Raw genomic sequence first — 26204 nt, forward strand, 5'->3', positions numbered from 1 at the left:
GCCATCACGCACAGCACCATGCCGGCACTCCACGGGTCGCGCGCGTTCAGGCCCTTGAAGTCGTCGATGTTGTCGGCCTCGAACCCACGGCGCGACAACAGCACGATCACCCCGAACGCGGCGGTCGCCATCAGCGCGTAGCTGATCGCGTAGAACATCGAAGCGGCATAGCCTTCGGCGCCGCCGCCGGCAAGGCCGAGGAACAAAAAGCCGACATGCGAGATGGTGGAATACGCCAGCATGCGCTTGAGATTGGTCTGCATCAACGCGATGACATTGCCCAGCACCAGCGACAATGCTGCCAGTACCGCCAACATCGGCTGCCACTGCGCAGCCAGCGGCGAAGCCCCAAAGCCCAGCAGGCGCACCACCATGGCAAACGCCGCCAGTTTGGGCGCGGAACCAATGAACAAGGTGATCGGTGTGGGTGCGCCGTGATAGACGTCGGGCAGCCACATATGGAACGGCGCTGCGCCAAACTTGAAGGCGATGCCGGCGATCATGAACACCACGCCGGTGAGCAGCAGCATGGGCTGCGCCACGCCGGGGGCGGCCTCGCGAATGGTGGCCAGATCCAGGCTGCCGGTGGCGCCATACACCAGCGACATGCCGTACAGCAGCAAGCCCGAGGCCAGCGCGCCCAGCACGAAGTACTTCATCGCCGCTTCCGACGCCAACTTGCTGTCGCGGTCCACGGCCACCAGCGCGTACGAACTCAACGCCAGCAGCTCCAGGCCCAGATACACCATGATCAGGCTGCCGGCCGAGATCAGCAGCAGCATGCCGAGGACCGCAAACAGCACCAGCACCGACACTTCGCCTTTGTACAGGCCGCGATCACGCAGGTACGGCCACACAAACAGCAAGGCCACTGCGGAAATCAGGCAGGTACTGATTTTCAGCACATCGGCCATGGTGTCGCGCACGAACATGTTGTTGAGCACGCTGGTGTCATCGCCCACACCCACGCCGCACGCAATCAAACCGGCCACCAGCAACAGCGCCAGCACCGACAACACATGGGTGAACACGCGCTGGCTGTCCTTCAGGAACAGATCCAGCATCAGTAATCCAAACGCGGCGCCGACCAGCACCAGTTCGGGAATCAGCGGCAGCAATTGGGTGACTGCCGGCATGGCGAGAGTGGCCTGCATCGTCGTCATGTCCTTAAAGTTTGGTCGCGGCGAGCTGACCCGCCAGTTGCGCGATGGACGGCTCCATCAAATCGGTCAGCGGCTTGGGATACACCCCCAGCGCCAGGGTAAAGGCAGCGAACACGCCCAGCACGATCCATTCGCGTGCGTTGATGTCGGTGAGCTCGGCCACGTGCGCGTTGCCTACCTCGCCCCAGATGATCCGCTTGGTCAGCCACAGCGAATACGCCGCACTGATGATCAAGGTCAAGGCTGCACCCAAACCGATCAGCGGGTTCTGCTGGAAGCTGGCCAACACCACCAGGAATTCACCCACGAAACCGCTGGTACCCGGCAGACCGCAATTGGCCATGGCGAAGAACACCCAGAACAGCGCGAACCACGGCATGACCTTGGCGACTCCGCCGTAGTCCTTGATCATGCGGGTATGCATGCGGTCGTACAACACGCCCACGCAGGAGAACATCGCACCGGAAATGAAACCGTGCGAAATCATCTGCACCATGGCGCCCTGCAAACCGAGGCGTGCGGCATCGCCCAGGTTCTGGTCACGTACCAGCGCAAATGCGATGAAGGTGCCCAGAATCACGAAGCCCATGTGCGCGACCGACGAGTACGCGATCAGCTTCTTCATGTCGGCCTGCACCAGCGCCACCATGCCCACATAGACAATGGCGATCAGGCTGAATGCGATCATCAACCATGCAAATTCGTGGCCGGCGTCGGGCACGATCGGCAGGGTGAAGCGCAGGAAACCGTAGCCGCCAATTTTCAGCATGATCGCGGCCAGCACCACCGAACCACCGGTGGGCGCTTCCACGTGCGCATCCGGCAACCAGGTGTGCACCGGGAACATCGGCACCTTGATCGCGAACGCGGCGAAGAAGCCCCAGAACAACCAGGTTTGCTCGGTCATGCTGAGCGGCAGCGCGGCCATGTCGGCGATCTGCCAGCTACCGCCCTTCAGATACAGGTAGATCAGGCCAATCAGCATGAACACCGAACCGATGAAGGTGTACAGGAAGAACTTCATCGACGCATAAATGCGGCGCGGGCCACCCCACACGCCGATCACGATGAACATCGGGATCAGCATCGCTTCGAAGAACACATAGAACAGCATCGAGTCCAGCGCGCAGAACACGCCGATCATCGCGCCTTCCAGAATCATCAGGCTGGCGTAGTACTGCGCCACACGCTTGTTCACCGAACCCCATGCGCCCACCAGCACCAATGCACCCACCAAGGTGGTCAGCACGATCAGCGGCACCGACAGGCCATCCACACCCAAGTGGTACTGGATGTCATACGCCGGAATCCACGCACGCTGCTCGACGAACTGCATCGCCGCGCTCCCCATCTGGAAGTCGGTGAGCAGCGGCAAGCTCACCACGAAGGTCAGCAAGGCAAACCCCAGCGCAATCCAACGCGCCAGATCCGGCCGCTTGTTGCCAGCCATCAGGGTGAACACGCCGCCAAGAATCGGCAGCCAGATCAACAAACTAAGCAGGGGCCAGTGGGTCACGCTTGCAGTTTCCATCCAGTCATCGGTACCGGCTTACAGCCAGTAGTACTTGGCCATCGCCAGCAGCGCGACCAAACCCAAAATCATTGCGAAGGCATAGTGGTACAGGTAGCCGGTCTGCACCCTGCGGGCCAGCGCTGCCACCATGCCGATGAAGCTGACGCTGCCGTTGACGGCACCGTCGATCAGCCCGCTGTCGATCGAACTGGACGCTTTGCCGATCTTCAAACCACCGCCGGCAAACCCGCCAATCCACAGATCGTCCATGTAGTACTTGCGTTGCAGCAGGCGAATCGGCCACGCCAAATGGCGGGTAATGGCCACCCGCCATTCCGGCTTGACCATGTACAGCAAGGTGGCCAGGAAGAAGCCCATCAGTGCCAGCATGAAGGCCGGCGCCATGAACCCGTGCAGGGCAAACGCGACCGGGCCATGGAACTCGTGCGCCAATGCCGCAATCACGTCGTTCTCTTGCAGCACTTCAATGGCGCCGAGGAAGAACGGCAATTGCTTGACGTGGCCCAGCATGTCGGTGCCAAACAACATCGGACCAACCGTGAAGAAGCCGATCAGCATCGACGGAATCGCCAGCAGCACCAGTGGCACGGTCACCACCCATGGCGATTCGTGTGGCACATGCACGCCGTGATGGCCATGTGCATCGTGATGCGCATCATCGTGCGCGCCATGTGCATCGTGCGCGTGGTTGTTGCGGAAGCGTTCTTCGCCAAAGAAGGTCAGATACAGCAGACGGAAGCTGTAGAAACTGGTGACAAACGCACCCAGCAACACCGCCCAGTTGGCATATTGGGCGATGAAACTGCCCGCATTTTCGGCGGCGTGATGCGCGGCGGCTTCAATGATGGTGTCCTTCGAATAGAAGCCACTGAAGAACGGTGTGCCCACCAGCGCCAGGGTGCCAATCCACATGGTGATATGGGTGATCGGCATGTATTTGCGCAGACCGCCCATCTTGGTCATGTCCTGCTCGTGGTGCATGCCGATGATCACCGAGCCGGCACCCAGGAACAGCAGCGCCTTGAAGAAGGCGTGCGTCATCAGGTGATAGACCGCCGCCGAATACGCCGACACGCCCAACGCCACCGTCATGTAGCCCAGCTGCGACAAGGTGGAATACGCCACCACGCGCTTGATGTCGTTTTGCACCATGCCGATCAAACCGGTCCAGAACGCGGTGGTGGCACCGATGAACAGGATGAAATTGAGCGCGGTTTCCGACAGCTCGAACAGCGGCGACATGCGCGCCACCATGAAGATACCGGCGGTCACCATGGTGGCGGCGTGGATCAGTGCCGAAATGGGGGTGGGGCCTTCCATCGAATCGGGCAGCCACACATGCAGCGGCACCTGCGCCGACTTGCCCATCGCACCAATGAACAGGCAGATGCAAATGACGGTGGGCACCATCCAAGTATGCCCGGGCAGGATTTGCACGGTCATGTCCTTGATCACGCCTGCATTGGCGAACGCGGTGGCGTAATCCAGCGTGCCAATCCAGTACAGCACGCCCGAGATCCCCAGCAAAAAGCCGAAGTCACCGACGCGGTTGACCAGGAAGGCTTTCAGGTTGGCAAACACGGCGGTCGGTTTCTTGTACCAGAAACCAATCAGCAGGTACGACACCAGGCCCACCGCTTCCCAGCCAAAGAACAGCTGCATGAAGTTGTTGCTCATCACCAGCATCAACATGCTGAAGGTGAACAGCGAGATATAGCTGAAGAAGCGCTGGTAGCCATCGTCTTCGGCCATGTAGCCGATGGTGTAGATGTGCACCAGCAGCGACACGAAGGTGACCACCACCATCATCATCGCAGTCAGCTTGTCGACCATGAAACCGACATTGACCGAGATGTCGCCGGCTTGCAGCCAGGTGTACAGGTTCTCGTTGAATGGCGCGGCACCTTGCAACAACTGCCACAGCACATGGGCCGACAGCGCGCAGCTGGCAGCCACGCCGAGGATGGTGACGCTGTGCGCACCGGCGCGGCCGATTTGGCGACCAAACAAGCCAGCCAAGATGCTGCCGATCAAGGGCAGCAAGACGACCAGCAACAGGTGGGTCTTGGAGATCAGGATTGCCGAATCCATCAGGTCAGCCCTTCAAACTATCAATGTCCGCAACATCAATGCTGCGGCGGTTGCGGAACAAGGTGACCAGGATGGCCAAGCCAATCGCGGCCTCGGCAGCAGCCACGGTCAGGATGAAGAACACGAACACCTGCCCCGCGGCATCGCCCAGCGAACGCGAGAACGCGACGAAATTGATGTTGACCGAGAGCAGCATCAGCTCCAGCGACACCAGCAGCATGATCACGTTCTTGCGGTTCAAGAACAGCCCCGCCACGCTGATGCAAAACAGTACCGCGCCCAGCGTCAGGTAATGGCCCAGGGTCAGGGCCGAGATGAGATTGGTCATGGCGTGCCCTCCTCCGGCTTGGCTTGCGTGGCTGCTTGCACTGCTGCCATCTTCACCATGCGTACGCGGTCGGCCGGGCGTGCGCGAACTTGTTCGGCCGGGTTTTGGTGCTTGGCACCCGGGCGCCGACGCAAGGTCAACATCACCGCAGCCACCACCGCGACCGTCAAAATCACCGCGGCCACTTCAAACGGCAGCATGAATTCGGTGAACAGGGCGCGCGCCAGCCAGGTGGTGTTGGGGATGTCGGCAGCCACCGCGGCGTTGTCGGCCAGCGGCGTCTGTACGGCGCTGCGCACACCGATCAAGGCCAGCATCTGCACCAGCATCAGCACCGCCACCACCAGCCCGACCGGCAGATAGCGCACATAGCCTTGCCGCATCGGTGTTTTGTCCATGTCCAGCATCATCACCACGAACAGGAACAGCACCATCACCGCGCCGACATACACCAGCACCAGGGCAACGCCAAGAAACTCGGCCCCGCCCACGATCCAGGTACAGGCCACCGAGAAAAACGTCAGCACCAGCCACAGTACGGCGTGCACCGCATTGCGGGCGGTGATTGCAGCCAGCCCTGCCGCCGCCGCAACCGCGGCGAAGGTGAGGAAAGCAAGGGTTTGAAAATCGAAGTCCATGCTCAGGTCTGCCTCAGCGATACGGGGCGTCGGCGGCGCGACGTTCGGCGATCTCCGCCTCGAGGCGGTCGCCAATGGCCAGCAATTTCTGCTTGGTCAGCACGCTTTGGTCGCGCTGGTCGAAATGGTATTCGTGGATGTGGGTTTCCACGATCGAGTCGGTGGGGCAAGACTCTTCGCAGAAGCCGCAGAAAATGCATTTGAACAAATCGATTTCATAGCGGGTGGTGCGGCGGGTGCCGTCATCCGCACGCGGTGCCGCTTCAATGGTGATGGCCAAGGCCGGGCACACCGCTTCGCACAATTTGCAGGCGATGCAGCGCTCTTCGCCATTGGCGTAGCGGCGCAGTGCGTGCACCCCACGGAAACGCGGCGACGCCGGGGTCTTTTCCATCGGGTACATCAAGGTGTACTTGGGACGGAACAGATACTTCAACGTCAGCCACAGGCCGCCGAGCAATTCCAGCAGCAGCAAGCTTTTGAGGTATTGCACAACCTTGCTCATGCCACCGCTCCCATTGCATGGCCACCAATCACGCCGAAGTACACCAGCAGTGCGGTGACAAAAATCCAAGCGATGGTGATCGGGATAAAGACCTTCCAACCCAGCCGCATGATCTGGTCATAGCGGTAGCGCGGGAACGCGGCGCGGAACCAGATGAAGCAGGTGGCGAAGAAACCCACCTTGAGCAGCAACCACCACCAACCATCGCCCAGCACCACCCCAAGCAGCGGAATGTTGGCCGTCCACGACGGCGGGATGGGGGACAGCCAGCCGCCCATGAAGAAGGTTGCGGTCAGGAAGCTGACCAGCAACATGTTGGCGTATTCGGCCAGGAAGAACAGCGCGAACTGCGAGCCGGAATATTCGACCATGTGCCCGGCAACGATTTCCGATTCGCCTTCCACCACGTCGAACGGTGCGCGGTTGGTTTCGGCCACACCGGACACGAAATACACCACAAACAGCGGGGCCAGCGGGATAAAGAACCAACTGACCAAGCCCTTGCCGGATTGCGCCATCACGATTTCGGACAGGTTCAAGCTGCCCGCGGCGATCAGTACACCGACCAGCGAGAATCCCATCGCGATTTCGTAGCTGATCATCTGCGCCGAAGCGCGCATCGCGCCGAGGAAGGCGTACTTCGAGTTCGACGCCCAACCGGCAATGATCACGCCATAGATCCCCAGCGAGGTCATCGCCAACAGGTACAGCAAACCGGCATTGGCATTGGACAGCACCACCCGGGTGTCAAACGGCACCACTGCCCACGCCGCAAATGCCGGCACCAGCGCCAACATGGGGGCCAGGCGATACAGTACCGGATGCGCAACGGTAGGTTGCACCACTTCCTTGAACAACAGTTTGAACACGTCGGCGAAGGCTTGGAGGACGCCCCAGCCGACGTACATCGGCCCATGGCGGACGTGCATCCAGCCGATCAGCTTGCGCTCCCAGACCACGTAGAAGGCCACGGACACGATCACCGGCACGGCGATGGCGAGGATCTTCAGCACGACCCACACCAGCATGCCCAATGTGCCGAACGACAACAGCAATTCACGCAAGGGATCAATGGCGTATTGCATCAGCGGGTTGGCCGCGAGGTTCATCGCGATAGTCATGCGCGTACGACCTCCAGCTTGCCTGCGGTCAGCAGCGGTGCAGTGGCACCGTAGCCCGATTCAATCCACACACTGCCTGGGGCAACGCGCACATCCAGCCGCACCGGCAAGGTGGCCTTCCCGGACCCCGTGGCCAGTTGCACCATCGCACCATCGGCCATCCCTGCCGCATCGACGGGGTGCAGCACGGCGCGTGGGCCGGTGGTCAGCGGATGCGCTTGCAAGGCGTCGCAGCGCCGGGTCACCGCATCCACCCGATAGATGGCTTGCGATACCACCACGTCCAAACCGCTGCCGCTGACCGCCACCGCTGCCCCCTTGGCCACCTGCACCGCCTGCGGCGCAAGACTGGCGCGCAAGCCGGCCAGATCGGTGAACTCAAAACCGGCTACGTGCAGATCGCCGCCGAGTGCACGCAACACGCGCCAGCCCGAATGCGCCTGCCCCGGCAATTTGCCAGCGGGCTGTGCTTGCTGCTCGATGCCATCCAGATTGGTCAGGCTGGCGTCGATTTCCGGCAGCGCGCCAATCGGCAGAATCACATCGGCCACCGCACGGGTGGAGGTACAGGCAAACTGGCTGAACGCCACCACCTGCGCGGGGCCCAGCGCTTTCATCGCGACTTGCTGATCGGCAAAATCCAGGCCCGGCTCGATGCCGTACAGCACATAGGCCTTGCGCGGTTCGCGCAGCATGGTTTGTGCATCGCGTGTACTGGGCAGCACCCCGGCACGGCTGAGACCCAACGCATTGGCCCCTTGCGGGATGCGGCACAGCCTGGCGTTCCTGGCCGCGGCAAAGGCGGTGGCTGCACTGCGAATCGCGGCGGCATACGGGCTGTTTTCAGCCACGCCGCCAACGATTACCGCAACATTGCCAGTATCGCCGACATCGACATTGGCCAGCGCCGACGCCAATTGCGACGGCGGCACGATCTGCTTGCCGGCAATGGCGAAGGTGAACTCGAAATCCACCGGATTGACCACGAACACGCGTGCGCCGCGCTTGACCGCCTTGCGCACCCGCTGGTGCAGCAACGGCACTTCAAAGCGCAGGTGGCTACCCACGATCACGATGACATCGGCTTGTTCGATCTCGGCCACTGGCATTGCAAACGCTTGTGCTTGCGCACCATCGGACAGGTCTTGCTGGGCGATGCGGTGATCGAGATTGCCGGTGCCCAAGCCTGCGGCCAGACGCGCCAACAACGCACCCTCTTCATTCGAGGTTGCCGGATGCACCAGCACGCCCAAATTGTCGCCGGCATTGTCTTGCAGAATCTGTGCGGCCTTGGCCAGCGCTTCTTCCCACGACGCTTCGCGGAAGCTATCACCATCACGAATCAGCGGCACGGTGGCGCGGTCGCCGGCGGTCAAGCCTGCGTGCGCATAGCGGTCACGGTCGGACAGCCAGCATTCGTTGACCGCTTCGTTGTCACGCGGCACGCTGCGCAACAGTTCGCCACGGCGCACGTGATGGAACAGGTTGCTGCCCAGCGCATCGTGATACCCCAGCGATGGCCGCGCGGTGAGTTCCCACGGACGCGCCTTGAAGCGGAACACTTTGTTGGTCAGCGCGCCCACCGGGCACACGTCGATCACGTTGCCGGACAACTCGGTGGTCAGCGGCTTGCCGTCGAAGGTGCCGATCTGCAGGTTTTCGCCACGATACATGCCACCCAGCTCGTAGGTGCCGGCGATTTCGGCAGTGACACGGATGCAGCGGGTGCACTGGATGCAGCGGGTCATTTCGCTGGCGACCAGCGGACCCAGATCCTCATCGGCCACGGTGCGCTTGCGCTCGACAAACCGGTTGACCGAACGGCCATAGCCCAACGACAGATCCTGCAACTCGCATTCGCCGCCCTGGTCACACACCGGGCAGTCCAGCGGATGGTTGATCAGCAAAAACTCCATCACATTGCGCTGCGCTTTCAGCGCCTTGTCGTTGCGCGTGTAGATCTTCATGCCATCCATCACCGGCGTGGCGCAAGCCGGCGACGGCTTGGGCGCGGCGCGGCCCCCCACTTCGGTATCCACCATGCACATGCGGCAATTGGCGGCAATCGGCAGTTTCTCGTGGTAGCAGAAACGCGGAATCGGGATACCGGCCTTGTCGGCGGCCTGGATAATCATCGAGCCTTTGGGCGCGGCCATCTCGACACCGTCGATGAAGACGGTGACGTGGTCGGGCGGCAGATTCGGATTGACGGGTTGTGCGCTCACGCAACCACCTTTTCAGACTGAACCAGCGTGCCGGCGCGCTCGTCATCGACGTAGAAGCGCTTGTTCACGATGGCATATTCGAATTCATGCCAGTAATGGCGCAGGAACCCCTGCACCGGCCATGCGGCGGCTTCACCGAAGGCACAAATGGTGTGGCCTTCAATCTGCCCGGCCGAGGCGCGCAGCATCTGCAAATCGTCCAGCGTGGCCTCGAAGTTGACGATCCGGGTCAACATCCGATGCATCCAGCCGGTGCCTTCGCGGCATGGCGTGCACTGGCCGCAGCTTTCGGCTTTGTAGAACTGGCTGATGCGTTGGCAGGCCCGCACCATGCAGGTGGTTTCGTCCATCACGATCACCGCGCCGGAGCCCAGGCCCGAGCCCGCTTTCTGGATCGCGTCGTAGTCCATGGTCAACTGCAGCATCACCTCGCCCGGCAGCACCGGCATCGAGGAACCACCGGGAATCACCGCCTTGATCTTGTGACCATTGCGGATACCGCCACACATCGCCAGCAATTCCGGGAACGGCGTGCCAAGGCGGATTTCATGATTGCCCGGATTGGCTACATGGCCGGAGACCGAGAAAATCTTGCAGCCGCCGTTGTTGGGCTTGCCCAAACTCATGAACCATTCGGCGCCATTGCGCACGATGGCCGGCACCGAGGCATAGGTCTCGGTGTTGTTGATCGTGGTGGGCTTGCCGTACAGGCCGAAATTGGCCGGGAACGGCGGCTTGTAGCGCGGCTGGCCTTTCTTGCCTTCCAGCGATTCCATCAATGCGGTTTCTTCGCCGCAGATGTAAGCACCGGCACCAAGGGCGTTATGGATATCGATATCGATACCCGAACCCAGAATATTTTTGCCCAGCCAGCCGTGTTTGTAAGCCTCGGCCAGCGCCTCTTCGATATGTTCGAACGGCTCGTGGTGGAACTCGCCACGCATGTAGTTGTAGGCCGCCTTGGTATTGGTGGCGTAGCAGGCGATGGCCAGCCCTTCCAGCACTGCGTGCGGGTTGTAGCGCAGGATGTCGCGGTCCTTGCAGGTCCCCGGTTCGGACTCGTCCGAATTGCACAGGATGTATTTTTCACCCTCGTGCTTGGGCATGAAGCTCCACTTGAGGCCAGTGGGGAAGCCCGCGCCGCCACGCCCGCGCAGACCGGAAGCCTTGACCAGCTCGATGATGTCGGCGGGCGGGATCTTTTCGGTCAGGATTTTGCGCAGCGCCTGGTAGCCGCCGGTCTTGAGGTAATTTTCATACGACCACGGCTTGTCGAAATGCAGCGTGGTATACACGGCCTGATGCTCTTTCGGTGCGGGACCGACCGGACCATAGCCTTCCGAATAGTGAGAGTGAACGCCCATTACTTCAGCCCATCCAGCAGCGCATCCACTTTTTGTGGCGTGAGTTTTTCGTGGTAATGCCCGTTGATCACCACCACCGGCGCGCCGCAGCACGCGGCGACACATTCTTCTTCGTTCTTCAGGTACACGCGGCCATCGGCGGAGGACTCGCCCAGCTTGCAACCCAGCTTCTGCTCGGCATGCGCCAGCAATTCCTGCGCACCGTTGAGCCAGCAACTGATATTGGTGCAAAACGCCACATTGTTGCGGCCCACCGGCTTGGTTTCGAACATCGAGTAGAACGTGGCCACTTCATAGGCCCACACCGGCGGCAGGTCCAGGTACTTGGCCACCGCGGCGATCAGCGCATCGGTCAGCCAGCCCTGGTTTTGCTCCTGCGCGGCATACAAACCCTGCAGCACCGCCGAGCGCTTGCGCTCCGGTGGGAACTTGGTCAACCAGTGGTCGATATGCGCACGGGTTGCGTCCGACAATGCCACCATCGGATCCACGTTGCGGCACGCTTCGAAATTGCCTGTTGCTTTCATCGATCAACCTCGCCGAACACGATGTCGTAGGTGCCGATCATGGCCACGACGTCGGACAGCATGTGTCCCTTGGTGATGTCATCCATCGACGACAAATGCGCAAACCCCGGTGCACGCAGATGCACGCGGAACGGTTTGTTGGCGCCGTCCGACACCAGATAGCAGCCAAACTCGCCCTTGGGTGCTTCGACCGCGGCATAGGTCTCGCCGGCGGGTACGCAATAGCCTTCCGAGAACAGTTTGAAGTGGTGGATCAGCGCTTCCATGCTGTGCTTCATTTCGCCGCGGCTGGGCGGTGACACCTTGTAATTGTTCAGCATCACCGGGCCGGGGTTGGCCTTCAGCCATTGCACGCATTGCGCGATGATGCGGTTGGATTGGCGCATTTCGGCAACACGCACCAGATAGCGGTCGTAGCAGTCGCCGTTGACGCCGACCGGGATATCGAAATCCACTTCCGCGTACTTGGCGTAAGGCTGCTTCTTGCGCAGGTCCCATTCAATGCCTGAACCGCGCAACATCGCGCCGCTCATGCCCCAGGCCTTGGCTTGTTCGGGGGTCACCACGCCAATACCGACAGTGCGCTGCTTCCAGATACGGTTCCCGGTCAGCAGGGTTTCGTACTCGTCCACCCGGCCCGGGAAGTCCTTGGTGAACTGCTCCAGGTAATCCAGCAGTGAACCTTCACGCGCCTCGTTGAAGCGCTTGAGCTTTTGCCCTTTGCGCCACGGCGATTCCTTGTACTTGGGCATCACGTCGGGCAAGTCGCGATACACGCCGCCGGGGCGGTAGTAGGCGGCGTGCATGCGTGCGCCAGACACCGCTTCATAGGTGTCCATCAATTCTTCGCGTTCGCGGAAGGCGTACAGGAACACCGCCATCGCGCCCAGATCCAGTCCGTTGGAACCTAACCACATCAAGTGGTTGAGGATACGGGTGATCTCGTCGAACATCGTGCGGATCCACTGCGCGCGTTCGGGTGCCTGCACGCCCAGCAAATTTTCAATCGCCAACACATAGGCGTGCTCGTTGCACATCATCGAGCAGTAATCCAGACGATCCATATACGGAATCGACTGGTTGAACGGCTTGGATTCGGCCAGTTTTTCAGTACCGCGATGCAGCAGCCCGATATGCGGGTCGCAGCGGCGCACCACTTCGCCGTCCATTTCCAGAATCAAGCGCAACACACCGTGCGCGGCCGGATGCTGCGGGCCGAAGTTCAGCGTGTAGTTGCGAATTTCTTGCGCGGCTTCCGCAGGATTACTGGCGAACGTGTCGCTATTGGGGGTCAGCAAGTCGTTCATCGACGCGCCTCCCGCTGCAAGATACGGCTATTGCTTTCCGCTTGCGCGGTGGCAAGGCCTGCATCGTCGCGAATCACGCGGGCCACACCCACGCGCGGCTCGACGCTGGTGACGGGCGCATACACCACGCGCTTTTTCTCCTCGTCGTAATGCACTTCCACATTGCCGATCAGCGGGAAATCCTTGCGGAACGGATGCCCCACAAAACCATAATCGGTGAGAATCCGGCGCAGATCCGGGTGGCCTTCAAAAATGATGCCGTACAGGTCAAACGCTTCGCGCTCAAACCAGTTGGCCCCCACCCACAGGCCGGTGACCGACGCCACCACCGGCAAGCCGTCGTCTGGCGTATAGCAACGCAGGCGCAGACGCTGGTTATGGCGAATCGACAACAGGTGCAGCACCACCGCAAAGCGCTTGCTGACGCGCGCATCCAATGCGGCCGAAGCAGCATCGGCAACCTGATGGCTGGGTTGCTGGCCCCAGTTGAAGCGGCCGGGGCCCTGCCCCTCCACGCCACGACTGAAGCCTTCCGAGGACACCCCGACGGTATCCCACTCGTCATTGCCGTACCCCAGATAATCGATGCCGCAGAGGTCGATGAAGGTATCGAAGCCCAATTCGTCGCGCACCGCCTTGCAGGTGGCCAGCCATGCACTGGCGGTCACTTCCAGGGTGACTTCACCATGCGGTTGCGCCACATGCACGGCATCGGCACCAAAGCGGGCGATGAGCTGCTCGGATAATTGCGTGCTCATGCGCGCGCGCCCTCCGGCTTGGCCGTCTTCGAGAACGGGTTTTGCTCCATGCGGCGGATTTTTTTCTGCAGTTGCAAAATGCCGTACACCAGCGCCTCGGCGGTCGGCGGACAGCCGGGCACGTACACATCCACCGGCACCACGCGGTCGCAACCACGCACGACGGAGTACGAGTAATGGTAGTAGCCGCCGCCGTTGGCGCAGCTACCCATCGAAATCACCCACTTGGGGTCGGGCATCTGGTCATAGACCTTGCGCAGCGCCGGGGCCATTTTGTTGACCAAGGTGCCGGCCACGATCATCACGTCGGACTGGCGTGGCGACGGGCGGAACACCACGCCATAACGATCCAGATCCAGACGCGCTGCGCCGGCATGCATCATTTCCACTGCGCAACAGGCCAAGCCAAAAGTCATCGGCCACATCGAACCGGTACGCGCCCAATTCCACAGCGCATCCAGACTGGTCGTCACATAGCCGTTTTGCAGCAGCGGGTTGTCGCCATCGGGGCGCAGGATGTCGTCCAGCCGACCCTCCGGCAACGGGTTGCTGGCGGCTTCCAAAACATTCTGGACGATATTGCTCATTCCCACTCCAGCGCGCCGCGCTTCCACACGTACACGAAGCCGATCACCAACAGCGCAAGGAACACGCCCATTTCGATCAGGCCAAACACCCCAAGCTCGCGGAATACCACGGCCCACGGGAACACGAAGGCGATTTCCAGGTCGAACACGATGAACAAAATCGCGACCAGGTAGTAGCGCACGTCGAACGGCATGCGCGCGTTCTCGAATGCACCAAAGCCGCACTCATAGGGCGACAGCTTCTCGGCGGACGGCCGCTTGGGGCCAATCACGTTGCCAATCACGATCAGCGCAATGCCGATCCCGGTGGCGACGATCAAAAACAGCAGAGTGGGCAAATATTCGGCCAGCACGCGTGCCTCTGTCTTCTGTGGGCGCGAGTGAACCCAAAGCCACTCGCAACAGCCGCACATTGTACCTGCCGATATGCAGTGACGACCAGACCTTGCGTGCCACAAAACCAGCGAAAGCAGCCAAAATCAGTGCAAATCCGCCATTGCCAAGAATCGTTCGCATTCACAGCAGGATTATTTCGATCCCGCTCTGCAAAACACCCGGGGGAATCAAAACGCGCTTTAGTCTGTTGAGCGCCGACTCAGCGGCAGACGCGTACACTATGCGTCCTTGAATCTTCCGGCGAACCCGCCCAGAGGCACCATGAGCGGCGATACCGCACCTGTGACATTTTCTGATCTTGGCCTGCCGCAAAGCCTGCTGGCCGCGCTTCGCGAAGTAGGCTACGAAACCCCTTCACCGATCCAGGCCGCCACCATTCCGGCCCTGCTGGCAGGCCGCGACATGATCGGGCAAGCGCAGACAGGCACCGGCAAAACAGCAGCATTCGCCCTGCCGGCGCTGGCCCTGCTGGAATCGCCGGCCAGCAAGCCGCAAGTGCTGGTGCTGGCACCCACCCGTGAGCTGGCCATTCAGGTCGCCGAGGCGTTCCAGAAATACGCCCACCATATTCCCGGCTTCCAAGTGCTGCCGATCTACGGCGGGCAAAGCTATTTGCCGCAGCTGACGGCATTGAAACGCGGCGTGCATGTGGTGGTAGGTACGCCGGGCCGGGTGATTGACCATTTGGAACGCGGCTCGCTGGATCTGTCGCAATTGCGCATGCTGGTGCTGGATGAGGCCGACGAAATGCTGCGGATGGGATTCATCGACGACGTGGAAGCGGTGCTGAAAAAGACCCCGGAAACACGGCAAGTGGCGCTGTTCTCGGCCACCATGCCCAACCAGATCAGGCGCATCGCGCAGACGTATCTGAAAGATCCGACCGAAATCGCGATCAAATCGCAGACGTCCACCGCCGAAAATATCCGCCAGCGATTCTGGATGGTGAGTGGCATCAACAAGCTGGACGCGCTGACCCGGATCATGGAAGCCGAGCCGTTCGATGCCATGATCATCTTCGCCCGCACCAAATTGGGCACCGATGAGCTGGCCGAAAAACTCGCCGCACGCGGCTTCAGCGCCGCCGCCATCAATGGGGATGTGGAACAGAAAACCCGTGAGCGCACCATCCAGCGCTTGAAGGATGGCCAGCTTGACGTGCTGGTGGCCACCGACGTGGCCGCACGCGGGCTGGATGTGGATCGCATCAGCCACGTGCTCAATTACGACATCCCCTACGACACCGAAAGCTATGTGCACCGGATTGGCCGCACCGGCCGTGCCGGGCGCAAGGGCGAGGCGATCTTGTTTGTGGCCCCGCGTGAGCGCGGCATGCTGGGGGCGATTGAACGTGCCACCCGGCAAAAGATCGAGCAGATGAACCTGCCCAGCGTGGATGCCGTGAACGAGCGCCGGGTAGCCAAGTTTCTCGACAAGATCGAAGCGGCGCTGGCCAGCGATGACCTGGCGATCTTCCGCGATTTGGTGGAACGCTACGAGCGCGAGAAGAACGTGCCGGCGGTGGAAGTCGCCGCCGCGCTGGCCAAGCTGGTACAGGGCAAGGCCCCTTTGCTGCTGGCCAAACCGGCGGTTTCGGAACGCGCTTTCGAAGCACGTGATGCCCGCCCCACCCGCGATCGCAGCGAGCGCGGTGAACGGCCGCAGCGTGAGCCGAGGGAGCCGCGTGAACGCACACCGCGTGAACACGGCGCTCCAGAAGCCGGCATGCGCACCTACCGCATTGAAGTGGGCCACCAGCATGGCGCGCAGCCGGGGCATATCGTGGGCGCGATTGCCAACGAAGCCGATCTGGAAAGCCGCTATATCGGCCGGATTGATATCCGCGATGATTTTACCTTGGTGGATCTGCCCGATGGCATGCCACCGGAACTGCTGGAGCACATGCAAAACGTGCGGGTGGCCAGCAAGCCGCTGCGGATGAAACTCGCCAGCGATGCCGATATCGACGCACCCAAGCGCAAGCGGAGCTTTGGCCCACCGCGCGGCGACGACCGCCCCGGTGGCCCACGCAAGCCAGGCGGGTTCAAACCGGGTGGTTTCAAGCCCGGCGGCAAGCCCGGCGGGTTCAAACCGCGCGGCCCGCGATAAGGACATAAGCATCCGGGATTGGCACCGCTGTCGTTGGCTTTGGCATAGTCACCACAACCGTCCTTCCCACCTGCCCCATGTCCCGCCTTCTTGTCTTCCAACACGTTGCTGCTGAACCACTCGGCACGCTTGACCCGCTGATTCGTCGACGCGGTCATCGCATCCGGTTCAAGAATTTCGAACGCCATCCCGATGCCCAACTCAATGTGGATCGCTATCGTGGGTTGATCGTGCTGGGTGGGCCGATGAATGTCGAAGACCACCCGCAGCGTGCGCATCTGCGCAACGAAATGCGCGCCATCGAAACCATGTTGGCGCAGGGAAAACCCGTGCTGGGCATCTGCTTGGGTGCGCAACTTCTCGCGCATGTGCTGGGCGCGCCCGTGCGGCGCAATCCCGTGCAGGAAATTGGCTGGTACCCCCTGCATAAAACCGCGGCAGGGATGGATGACCCCGTATTGGCCCCGCTGCAGCCCGCCACACCGGTGTTCCAGTGGCATGGTTGCCGCTTCGAAATCCCGCAATCGGCCACCCATCTGGCCACCAGCGCCGACTGCGCACAACAGGCGTTTCGCTACGGCGACAATGCCTATGGCTTCCAATTCCATCTGGAAATGGATCAGCCGTTGATCGAGCGCTGGCTGGCCAATCCTGCATATCGCGAAGAATTGGCAAGCTCCGGTTTGCTGCACGATGAAGCCACCATCCGTACGCAAACGCAGCAACACATCGCCGCCATGCAGCAACAAGCCGATGCCGTGTTCAACAATTTCCTCGACCTTGCAGGTCGCCCGCAGCGCCGCCACACCCTGCCGTCGCGTGAATGGGTGTGAACACCCAATTTGATGCCATCGTCATCGGTGCCGGTGCCGCCGGGCTGATGTGCGCGCTCACCGCTGGCCAACGCGGCTTGCGCGTGCTGGTGCTGGATCACGCCAATAAAGCAGGCAAAAAAATACTGATGTCCGGGGGAGGCCGCTGCAATTTCACCAACACCGGCGCATCGCCCGCCAACTTTGTGTCAGCCAACAAGCATTTTTGCAAATCTGCGCTGGCGCGCTACACGCCGTGGCATTTCATCGCGCTGGTCGAGCGCCACCGGATTGCTTATCACGAAAAAGAGCTGGGGCAGTTGTTTTGCGATGATTCGTCCAAACAGATCGTGGCGATGCTGCTGGCCGAATGCGCGCATGCCGGCGTGGAGATTCGCACGCATTGCACGATTGAACGTGTCGAACACACCGATGCCGGCCACTACCGCCTGCACACGCCACAAGGGCATTTTGCAAGCGCCGCACTGGTGGTGGCCAGTGGCGGGCTATCGATCCCCAGCATGGGCGCGTCGGGATTTGGCTATCAGCTTGCCAAACAGTTTGGGCAGCACGTGTTGCCCACCCGCGCCGGCTTGGTGCCACTGACCTTGAGTGGCAAACATGCCGAGCGCCTGCAGGACTTGGCGGGGGTGTCATTGCCGGTCGAGGCGACGTGCAATGGTGTGAGTTTTCGCAACTTCATGCTGATCACCCACCGCGGCATCAGCGGCCCGTCGATTTTGCAAATCAGCTCGTATTGGCAGCCCGGTGATGACCTGCGGCTGGATCTGTTGCCCGGCATTGATGGCGCGCAACAACTTGCCGATTGGCAACGCACACGGCGCGACACAGAGTTGAAAACCGTGCTGGGCGAGGTCCTGCCAAAACGTTTTGCCCAGCGCCTGTGCGAACACTGGATGACCAATAAACCGCTGCGCCAATACACACCGGCAGAACTGCACGCGATTGCCGAACTGTTAGCGGCATGGCCATTGATCGCCAGCGGCAGCGAAGGCTATCGCACCGCCGAAGTGACCTTGGGAGGAGTGGATACGGATGGCCTGTCGTCCAGCACGCTGCAATCCAAGACCATCCCAGGCCTGTATTTCATCGGTGAAGTGGTGGACGTGACCGGCTGGCTGGGCGGCTACAATTTCCAGTGGGCATGGGCATCGGGCCACGCCGCGGGCATGGCGATTGGCGGTTGATCACGCCGCTGCAATCAGAACAACCGCGGCCAATGCATGATCGGCGCGACAAACCAATAAATTCCGATCAGGACCACACCCCAGCACACCAGTTTCAGCAATGCGCCGGCTACCTTGATGGCCACCCAAACCCCGATGACGATCATCGCGATCGCAAGCCAGCTCATGCCGCACCCTCCTGCAATGGGCGTAGTGCCGGATCCAGGCTGATGCGCTGATCAAACACGAAGCAACCACCGTCGTAGCCTGCGCCGCCAACCTGTTCGAAATAACCCAGGATGCCGTCATCCAGTTGCAGCAGGTTGTCCCAGCCCTCTTGCTGCAACCACAACGCCGCTTTTTCACAGCGGATGCCACCGGTACAAAAACTAACGATGGTGGCATCGCGCAAGCCTTCGCGGTGCGGTGCAAGCGCCGCAGGCAAGTCGGTGAATTTATCGATGGGCAAGGTCAGGGCATTGTGAAAGGTGCCGTAGGCCACTTCCTGCTGGTTGCGCGTATCCAACAACACCAACCGCTTGCCGGCATCGTCATGGCCTTGCGCAATCCAACGTGCCAAGGTGCGAGGGGCGACCGCAGGGGCGCGCTCCCCCAGTTCCAGCGGCGAGGCATGCGTGCGCCGAAAGCTGATGATTTCGGCCTTGCGCTTGACCTTCAACCGCGCAAACGGCACGGCTTCGCTCCAGCTCTCTTTCGCGTGCAGATCGGCAAACCGTGCATCTTCGCGCAGCCACGCCAGGAAACCGCGCAAGGGTACCTCTGCGGCGGCCAGAAACAGGTTCAAACCCTCGGGGGTCACCAACATGCTGCCACGCAGGCCGTCGGCCTCGGCGCGCTCACGCAGGCGCAGTGCCAAGGCATCGGCATCATCAATCGCAACAAACAGGTAGGCGGCAATATTCAAGATCATCCGCGTATTGTAATCGGGCCTTGCCGGCATGGGATCATGGCGGCATGTCGAACCTCCCAACTCCTACGCTTGCCATCATCGGCGGTGGCCCTGCCGGTTTGATGGCCGCCGAAGCCGCGTGCGGCACCGGCCTCCCAGTGCATCTATTCGAAGCCAAGGGATCGGTTGGGCGCAAATTCCTGATCGCCGGCAAAGGTGGCCTGAATCTCACCCATTCCGAGCCGCGTCCGAACTTTGATGGCCGCTACCGTGAGCGCGCCAATGACATCGCAACATGGCTGGACAGCTTCGATGCCGATGCTTTGCGCGCATGGGCGCGCGGGCTGGGCATCGACACCTTCGTGGGCAGTTCGGGCCGGGTGTTCCCCACCGATCGCAAGGCCGCGCCCTTGCTGCGCGGCTGGGTGCACCGCCTGAAAGTTTCCGGCGTGCAGTTCCATGTGCAGCACCGCTGGTTGGGCTGGGACGCCAACGGCGCGCTACGCTTTGCAACGCCCAGTGGTGAGGCCAGTTTCACTGCCGACGCCACCGTGCTGGCACTGGGCGGCGGCAGTTGGCCGCAGTTAGGCTCGGATGGCGCATGGGTAGATGCACTGACGGCACGCGGCATCGACATTGCACCCTTGCAGCCGGCCAACTGCGGATTCGATATTGGGTGGAGCGATTTCATTGCGAACAAATTTGCTGGCGCGCCGCTCAAACCCGTCATTGCCCATTGGCCTGATATCGACAACACCACACACGCCTTGCAAGGTGAGTGCGTACTGACCGAACACGGCATCGAAGGCAGCTTGATTTATGCGATCAGTGCCGAACTGCGCGACCGCATTGCCCGCAACGGCGAAGCGACGCTGCATCTGGACCTGGTGCCAGGACGCACGCTGGAACGCCTGCAAAACGATCTTGCAAAACCACGCAACGGCCGCAGTTTGGGTGAACATTTGCGCCGGCAAACCGGCATCGACGCCGCCAAGGCCGCGCTGGTATTTGAAGTTCTGGACCAACCCGCGCAGCAGGATATGACGCAGGTGGCTGGCGCACTGAAATCACTGCCGCTGCGCTTGTTGCGCCCGCGTCCGCTGGCCGAAACCATTTCCACCGCCGGCGGCGTGCGCCTGCACGCACTGGATGATGCGCTGATGGTGAAGCAACACCCCGGGCTGTTCTGCGCCGGGGAAATGCTGGACTGGGAAGCCCCGACCGGCGGCTATCTGCTCACCGCGTGCTTTGCCAGCGGCCTGCGTGCCGGGCGCGGCGCGGCAAAATGGCTGCAAACTTCGAATCAGGTACGCGGTAAAGTCACCCCCGTCTGCCCCTGATATTTTCCGCCGCGATCCTTGTACGAGGTTTCGCAGACATCATCGGCAGCGGACTGGAAGAACAACATCTGGGCCACACCTTCCCCTGCATAAATGCGCGCAGGCAACGGCGTGGTGTTGGAGAACTCCAAAGTCACATGCCCTTCCCATTCCGGCTCCAGCGGGGTCACATTGACGATGATCCCGCAGCGCGCATAGGTGCTCTTGCCCAGGCACACCACCAAGGTGTCGCGCGGAATGCGGAAGTACTCCACCGTACGCGCCAACGCAAACGAATTGGGCGGGATGATGCACTCATCGTCCACCACATCGACAAAACTTTTGGGGTCAAAGTGCTTGGGATCGACTATTGTCGAATTGATATTGGTAAACACCTTGAACTCGCGCGCGCAGCGCACGTCATAGCCATAGCTGGAGGTGCCATAGCTGACGATACGTTGACCACCGGTGCCGCTCTTGTCGGCAAACTTCACCTGACCCGGCTCATACGGCTCAATCATGGCCTGCTGTTCAGCCATGCGACGGATCCAACGGTCACTCTTGATGCTCATGCGGGTTGCTTTCTGGCGTCGGTCAAGCCCGCAAGTGTAAGGAATGTTGCCACATCTGCCCAGCGCTGCGCTCAATCAGCAAGTGCGTTGGGAGCAGCCTGATCCCGTGCATCCTCGGGCATGTGCCGACGTTGACCGATATCCGCAAGCGCCGCCAACATCACCCCCGCCAGTGCTGCGGTAGTGCTCATCAAACTGAGCGTGCGCAAGGGATAGTCTGCCCACGAATGCGCCAATACTGCGGCAATCGCCACCCAAGCCGATGCCGCCAATATCACCTGCGAGCCACGTCGCCGCTGTTGCAGCAAGCGTTTGACGGCTACCGCCAGTACCGCCAGCACGCCAACCAGCAGCAGCATGCCCAGCCAGCCGGTTTCCAGCCACCACTGCACGTATTCATTATGCGCATGATTGACGTAATACACATCTTGCATCTGCAGTGGGCTGGCGGCAGCAAACAACGGCACGAAACTGCCAACGCCACTGCCCAGCGGCGCATGCGCCAACCCTAACTGGAATGTGATTTCAGCGAACACATGGCGTTGCTCTTCGGCAAGATCAATCGCCATCCAGCCCAACGCCGCCTGCATTCCAAGCAGCATCAATAACACTATGCCCGCAGCCAGTCCCAATGCCGCCTTATTGCGTTTCATCCTGCGCAATGGCACCGCTCCGCTCAGCACCAAAGCCAACGCCAAGGCCGGCAACGCAATGGCCATGCCTGCACGCGAGGTACTCAAGGGTGTGGCCAGCAAAAACATGCCCGCCAGCAGGAAGTACCCCCACACGGCATGCAGGTGCACTCCCTCGCACCGCGCCCGAAAGCGCGCCTCCGCGCCCAAACCCGTCGCCAGCACCATGCCCGCGATGCAGGCAGTTGCCTGATGATTGGTATTGGCAAACAACCCACCAAACCCCGCATCAAAATCATAGAGCCGCAACGCGCTGTCCAACGGCAACCCGGCCTGGAAAAATGCAAACAGGACATTGAAGGCTGCCAGTACAATCACAACCTGTAACACGCGTCGCCGCTGGAACTTATCCAGGGTTATTGCCGCAAAGAAGCAAGCCAAGGCAGGCAATAGCGCCCACAACCCCTGTTCGGTGGCGGCCGGTGCAAGGCTCCAATGGCGACGCAAGGTATCCACCCCTGCCTGTTGCAAGTCCTGCGTCAGTGCGCCACGAGCTGCGGGCAGGTTCCAGATCGATGCGGGGAGCGGCAACAACTGCAAGGCCAACAACAGAACGAGAGCGACCGCTAACGCGATACCGCAGCGAGACAGCCGATCCGCTGGAAACTCGACCAACAAGACTCGCACCGACATCCACAGCACAGGCAGTGCCAGCAGTTGCAACCACTCGTCCATCGACGTGCCGTCTTGGGTCACTCCGCCCCCCAGCCACAGCGCCGCCAGCAGCGCTGACAGCGCGGGCAGCAGCCACCTGCGCGCGACATCGCTTGACACTTACGAACTCCTTGCCAGGCCAATACTGCGGGTCAATGTAATCCCATGTCCCCTAAACGCATCAAGGCAAGCCGGATAGCTTGCCTTGATGCTCGTCAACCGATGTTGCAGGGCTGCGACCTCAACGCCTCCCGCTACTGATCGGCGTATTTTTTTCCGAACCAAGCAAAGCCGCCCCGACAAGCGCAGCCCCGGCAATCATGCCGACGTTGGCACCGTTCATCCCACCCGAATGGGCCCATCCGGCGGCGATTTTGCAACTGGCATCCACCACATAGGTGTTGGCCTGGTCGTAATCACGCACGCACTTGTGGATTACGCGGCCTTTGTCATCCAACTTGTAATACACCAGCTTGGCACCCGGCTGCGCACCAGAGAGCATCATGTATTGGCCCACCGTCAGCTGGTCACCAATCGCCGCCGAACGGTAATCACCGCCGGTGCTGGTCATCACGCTGCCGTTGGCCTGCTCCAGCACGATTTTGTCCCAATCATTGCTGGATTGGGATTGCGCAAAGGCGGGCAGTGCACAGACTGCGGCAAGGAATGTCGCTGCCAAAGGATACTTACGCATCTTGAACCCCACCATCGCAACGCCGTCAGACGGCAGATGAGAAGAAAATAGCACACGGAAATAGCAGTCTGCAACATCACCAAACCGCTGCTATTCAGCCTGCCCCCAGCAGCGCCGCAGCAATCCCGGTTCGTACCTTCGGCCGTTGCGCCAAGCGCGCCAGCAAGGCACGTGCGGTCATCCGATAGGCCTGCGCTGCGGCGGAGTCCGGCTGCGCGGCCACGATGGGTTTACCTGCATCGCCCTGCTCACGAATCGAGCGTTGCAGCGGCAGCGAGCCCAATACCGGCACGTCGTACTGTTGCGACATCCACTGTGCCCCGCCACTGCCAAAGATGTGTTCGGCATGGCCGCACTGACTGCACACATGCACCGCCATGTTTTCCACCAAACCAAGCACAGGAATTTCCACTTTTTCAAACATTTTCAATGCTTTGCGCGCATCCATGGTGGCCACTTCCTGCGGTGTGGTCACCACCACCGCACCGGCCACCGGGATCTTTTGCGCCATGGTCAATTGAATATCGCCCGTCCCGGGTGGCAGATCCACGATCAATACATCCAGATCGCTCCAGCAGGTATCCCGCAGCAATTGGGTCAGCGCCTGGGTAGCCATTGGCCCACGCCAGATCATCGGCGTATCGTCGCCCACCAGCAGGCCAATCGACATCGCTTCGATCCCGTAGGCCCGCATCGGCAGGATGCTCTTGCCATCCGGACTGTCCGGCTTTCCAGACAAACCCAACATGGTGGGAATGCTGGGGCCATACACATCGGCATCCAGCACACCAACCTTCAGGCCTTCCGCCGCCAGTGCCAATGCCAAATTCACTGCCGTCGTGGATTTACCTACGCCGCCTTTGCCTGAGCCCACGGCAATGATGTTGTGCGCATTGGCCAACGGCTTAAGTTCACCTTGGACGGCATGGGAGGGCAAACGTGACATGGGCCGATGGCCTCGGTTAATGGAACGACAATGTTAGCCGAGTCCCCGAGTTTGCCATTCATGTTCCATTTACGTTCGTGAAATGGACATTGCCCAGCACCTGCTCTCGAATATCCCCAAAGCTGCCGTCAAAACCGCTTGACGCCTACGGTGCATTCGCAGCCACACAATTTAACAAAAGCCCCACCATACGGCACGCAAGTATTACGTATTCAGGCAAAGCATGTTAAATGAATGTTACCCTTCGGGCCCGGCTGGTTCCGGTGTCTCATCGATCACCTCAGTTGGTTCTGTTTAACCGTTTCCAAAAAGAAGGAATTCCCATGGCTCTTCGCCACCGCAATACCATTGTTCGCAGCCAGCTGACGCTGGCGCTTGCCGCAGCCTTGATGCTGCCGGTCGCTGCCTATGCGCAAGACCAAGCTGCCACCAAGACCGACACCCAGCAGAAGTCCGACGAAAAGGCGAAGAATCTGGACAAGGTCACCGTGACCGGTTCGCTGATCCCGCAGACCCAAGTCGAAACCTTCGTTCCGGTCACCATCATTTCGGCCGAGGACATTCAAGCCCGCGGCTTCAGCAACGTGGCGGAAGTGTTGCAGAAGAGCAGCTTCGCCACCGGTGGCGTGCAGAACAACCAGAGCTCGGCTTCGTTCACCCAGGGTGCCGAAACCTTGAGCCTGTTTGGTCTGTCCGCCAGCTATGTCAAATACCTGATCGACGGCCGCCCGATGGCCAACTATCCGGCGCTGTACAACGGTTCGGACGTGTTCAACAACATCAGCGGTATTCCGGTGGAGTTGGTCGAGCGCATTGAAATCCTGCCCGGTGGCCAGTCCTCACTGTATGGCTCGGACGCCATTGCCGGTGTGGTCAACATCATCCTCAAGAAGAACATGGAAGGCAGCGTGATCAGCACCCGTTTGGGGGGTTACGCCGAGGGTGGTGGCCGCAGCGGTCGTTTCAGCGCCGCTACCAGCCTGCACAACGCCGACAACCGCTGGAACACCCTGCTCGGCTTGCAGGCGGAAATCACCGATCCGGTGTGGTCTGCAGACCGCGACTTGACCAGCCATTTCAATACCCAAGGCACCACTTGGGTTGCCAATAACGCAACCAAGACCTACGACCGCGTTGCTTCACCGGCGCTGGCCAGCCGCGATTGGCTGGTGTACAGCCCGTTCACCAGCTACAAGTTCCTTGACCCCGCCAACTGCGCCAATGTGACGGCTGGTTTCGGTGGCACGGCAGGCTTGCAGACGCGCCCGGGCTTTGGCGATGCCAAGTACTGCGGCTCGATGTCCACCCCCGGCTATCGCACCTTGAAGAACGGCAAGGAAAGCGTGCAGTTCTATGCGCACTCCACCTACGACTTCAATGACAATGCACAGTTGTATGCTGACGTGCTGTTGAGCCACGAAAAGGTCAAGTACCACGTCGGCTCCAACTACACCTGGTGGGGCACCAGTCAGAAGTGGGGTTACTTCTTCGACCCACGCATCGGTACCGGTGTGGCTGATGCCTTAGGCCCAGATATCTGTGGCACTGACCCAGCCTGCCTCGCGTCTTTGCCAGCTGGCGACTTGCTGAACCTGCAACGCGCCTTCACCCCGGAAGATATGGGTGACTGGAAGCAGACCATGGGCCGCAATGTCAGTTCCTCGTATGCGGTCACCTTGGGTGTCAACGGCACCTTGGGCGAAGGCTCGAACTGGGATTACGACGTCGGCTTTACCCGTACCGAGTACAAGCTCACCGAAACCGA

At 60.8% G+C, this 26204-nt stretch carries 25 protein-coding genes; 5 read left to right on the plus strand and 20 right to left on the minus strand.

Going from position 1 to position 26204, the window contains the following annotated elements; genetic code table 11:
• The 14 genes from nuoN to QWB57_RS08880 form a co-directional block, all read right to left on the minus strand.
• The coding region (nuoN, locus tag QWB57_RS08815; RefSeq protein WP_288969182.1) for an NADH-quinone oxidoreductase subunit NuoN at nt 1–1163 on the minus strand (1163 nt) is incomplete at its 3' end.
• A gap of 4 nt (nt 1164–1167) precedes the next feature.
• The gene (locus QWB57_RS08820; RefSeq protein WP_288969184.1) at nt 1168–2679 is read right to left on the minus strand and encodes an NADH-quinone oxidoreductase subunit M; all 1512 of its coding nucleotides are present in this window, start codon (nt 2677–2679) and stop codon (nt 1168–1170) included.
• A 33-nt stretch (nt 2680–2712) separates the two neighbouring features.
• A complete protein-coding gene (gene nuoL / locus QWB57_RS08825) occupies nt 2713–4788 on the minus strand; it encodes an NADH-quinone oxidoreductase subunit L (protein WP_223627198.1) in 2076 nt (691 codons plus the stop codon).
• A gap of 4 nt (nt 4789–4792) precedes the next feature.
• Nucleotides 4793–5116, minus strand: a complete 324-nt coding sequence (nuoK, locus tag QWB57_RS08830; protein WP_223627196.1) for an NADH-quinone oxidoreductase subunit NuoK — start codon at nt 5114–5116, stop codon at nt 4793–4795.
• Nucleotides 5113–5754, minus strand: a complete 642-nt coding sequence (locus tag QWB57_RS08835; RefSeq protein ID WP_223627194.1) for an NADH-quinone oxidoreductase subunit J — start codon at nt 5752–5754, stop codon at nt 5113–5115. The genes nuoK and QWB57_RS08835 overlap by 4 nt, the downstream gene beginning before the upstream one ends.
• Nucleotides 5755–5767: 13 nt before the next feature.
• Nucleotides 5768–6259 carry an NADH-quinone oxidoreductase subunit NuoI gene (gene nuoI / locus QWB57_RS08840; protein WP_223627192.1) on the minus strand — a complete coding sequence of 164 codons (492 nt, stop codon included), beginning with the start codon at nt 6257–6259 and terminating at the stop codon, nt 5768–5770.
• A complete protein-coding gene (gene nuoH / locus QWB57_RS08845) occupies nt 6256–7344 on the minus strand; it encodes an NADH-quinone oxidoreductase subunit NuoH (protein WP_223627740.1) in 1089 nt (362 codons plus the stop codon). Before nuoH ends, nuoI begins: the two co-directional genes overlap by 4 nt.
• Nucleotides 7345–7376: 32 nt before the next feature.
• A complete protein-coding gene (nuoG, locus tag QWB57_RS08850) occupies nt 7377–9605 on the minus strand; it encodes an NADH-quinone oxidoreductase subunit NuoG (protein ID WP_288969188.1) in 2229 nt (742 codons plus the stop codon).
• Complete coding sequence (nuoF, locus tag QWB57_RS08855) at nt 9602–10969, minus strand: NADH-quinone oxidoreductase subunit NuoF (protein WP_288969189.1); 1368 nt, start codon at nt 10967–10969, stop codon at nt 9602–9604. Before nuoF ends, nuoG begins: the two co-directional genes overlap by 4 nt.
• Nucleotides 10969–11496: an NADH-quinone oxidoreductase subunit NuoE gene (nuoE, locus tag QWB57_RS08860; RefSeq protein WP_223627187.1), complete on the minus strand. Its 528-nt coding sequence runs from the start codon at nt 11494–11496 to the stop codon at nt 10969–10971. The genes nuoF and nuoE overlap by 1 nt, the downstream gene beginning before the upstream one ends.
• Entirely contained in the window at nt 11493–12803 is a 1311-nt protein-coding gene (locus tag QWB57_RS08865; RefSeq protein WP_223627185.1) for an NADH-quinone oxidoreductase subunit D, read from the minus strand. The genes nuoE and QWB57_RS08865 overlap by 4 nt, the downstream gene beginning before the upstream one ends.
• On the minus strand, nt 12800–13561 hold the full coding sequence (locus tag QWB57_RS08870) for an NADH-quinone oxidoreductase subunit C (RefSeq protein ID WP_223627183.1): 762 nt from the start codon (nt 13559–13561) through the stop codon (nt 12800–12802). The genes QWB57_RS08865 and QWB57_RS08870 overlap by 4 nt, the downstream gene beginning before the upstream one ends.
• Nucleotides 13558–14148 (minus strand): NADH-quinone oxidoreductase subunit B, encoded by a 591-nt coding sequence (locus tag QWB57_RS08875; protein ID WP_223627181.1) that lies wholly within the window; start codon nt 14146–14148, stop codon nt 13558–13560. Before QWB57_RS08875 ends, QWB57_RS08870 begins: the two co-directional genes overlap by 4 nt.
• Nucleotides 14145–14501 carry an NADH-quinone oxidoreductase subunit A gene (locus QWB57_RS08880; RefSeq protein WP_223627179.1) on the minus strand — a complete coding sequence of 119 codons (357 nt, stop codon included), beginning with the start codon at nt 14499–14501 and terminating at the stop codon, nt 14145–14147. The genes QWB57_RS08875 and QWB57_RS08880 overlap by 4 nt, the downstream gene beginning before the upstream one ends.
• 304 nt (nt 14502–14805) lie before the next feature.
• Between QWB57_RS08880 and QWB57_RS08885 the strand changes: the two genes are divergently transcribed.
• The 3 genes from QWB57_RS08885 (at nt 14806) to QWB57_RS08895 (ending at nt 18673) form a co-directional block, all read left to right on the plus strand.
• Nucleotides 14806–16653: a DEAD/DEAH box helicase gene (locus tag QWB57_RS08885; protein ID WP_288969191.1), complete on the plus strand. Its 1848-nt coding sequence runs from the start codon at nt 14806–14808 to the stop codon at nt 16651–16653.
• Between the two features lie 77 nt (nt 16654–16730).
• On the plus strand, nt 16731–17486 hold the full coding sequence (locus QWB57_RS08890; protein WP_288969192.1) for a gamma-glutamyl-gamma-aminobutyrate hydrolase family protein: 756 nt from the start codon (nt 16731–16733) through the stop codon (nt 17484–17486).
• Nucleotides 17483–18673: an NAD(P)/FAD-dependent oxidoreductase gene (locus QWB57_RS08895; RefSeq protein WP_288969193.1), complete on the plus strand. Its 1191-nt coding sequence runs from the start codon at nt 17483–17485 to the stop codon at nt 18671–18673. The genes QWB57_RS08890 and QWB57_RS08895 overlap by 4 nt, the downstream gene beginning before the upstream one ends.
• A gap of 14 nt (nt 18674–18687) precedes the next feature.
• On the opposite strand, the gene QWB57_RS08900 is transcribed toward QWB57_RS08895, so the two are convergent.
• Both QWB57_RS08900 and QWB57_RS08905 read right to left on the minus strand, forming a co-directional pair.
• Entirely contained in the window at nt 18688–18840 is a 153-nt protein-coding gene (locus tag QWB57_RS08900) for a hypothetical protein (RefSeq protein WP_223627172.1), read from the minus strand.
• A complete protein-coding gene (locus tag QWB57_RS08905; RefSeq protein WP_288969194.1) occupies nt 18837–19583 on the minus strand; it encodes a sulfurtransferase in 747 nt (248 codons plus the stop codon). The genes QWB57_RS08900 and QWB57_RS08905 overlap by 4 nt, the downstream gene beginning before the upstream one ends.
• Nucleotides 19584–19627: 44 nt before the next feature.
• Between QWB57_RS08905 and QWB57_RS08910 the strand changes: the two genes are divergently transcribed.
• Entirely contained in the window at nt 19628–20902 is a 1275-nt protein-coding gene (locus QWB57_RS08910) for a TIGR03862 family flavoprotein (RefSeq protein ID WP_288969196.1), read from the plus strand.
• Here the strand turns inward: QWB57_RS08910 and dcd are convergent.
• The 4 genes from dcd to apbC form a co-directional block, all read right to left on the minus strand.
• Nucleotides 20866–21453, minus strand: a complete 588-nt coding sequence (gene dcd / locus QWB57_RS08915; RefSeq protein ID WP_223627166.1) for a dCTP deaminase — start codon at nt 21451–21453, stop codon at nt 20866–20868. The genes QWB57_RS08910 and dcd overlap by 37 nt on opposite strands.
• 71 nt (nt 21454–21524) lie before the next feature.
• Nucleotides 21525–22919, minus strand: coding sequence for an O-antigen ligase family protein (locus QWB57_RS08920; RefSeq protein ID WP_288969197.1), 1395 nt, complete (start codon nt 22917–22919; stop codon nt 21525–21527).
• A 121-nt stretch (nt 22920–23040) separates the two neighbouring features.
• Complete coding sequence (locus QWB57_RS08925) at nt 23041–23493, minus strand: hypothetical protein (RefSeq protein WP_288969199.1); 453 nt, start codon at nt 23491–23493, stop codon at nt 23041–23043.
• Between the two features lie 94 nt (nt 23494–23587).
• Nucleotides 23588–24439 (minus strand): iron-sulfur cluster carrier protein ApbC, encoded by an 852-nt coding sequence (gene apbC, locus QWB57_RS08930; RefSeq protein ID WP_223627159.1) that lies wholly within the window; start codon nt 24437–24439, stop codon nt 23588–23590.
• 323 nt (nt 24440–24762) lie between these two features.
• On the opposite strand from apbC, the gene QWB57_RS08935 reads away from it, so the two are divergent.
• Nucleotides 24763–26204 (plus strand): TonB-dependent receptor plug domain-containing protein (locus QWB57_RS08935; protein ID WP_288969200.1); only part of this gene is annotated, 1442 nt, incomplete at its 3' end.

It is taken from the genome of uncultured Thermomonas sp., assembly GCF_937872235.1.
Taxonomy (GTDB): Bacteria; Pseudomonadota; Gammaproteobacteria; order Xanthomonadales; family Xanthomonadaceae; genus Thermomonas; species Thermomonas beijingensis.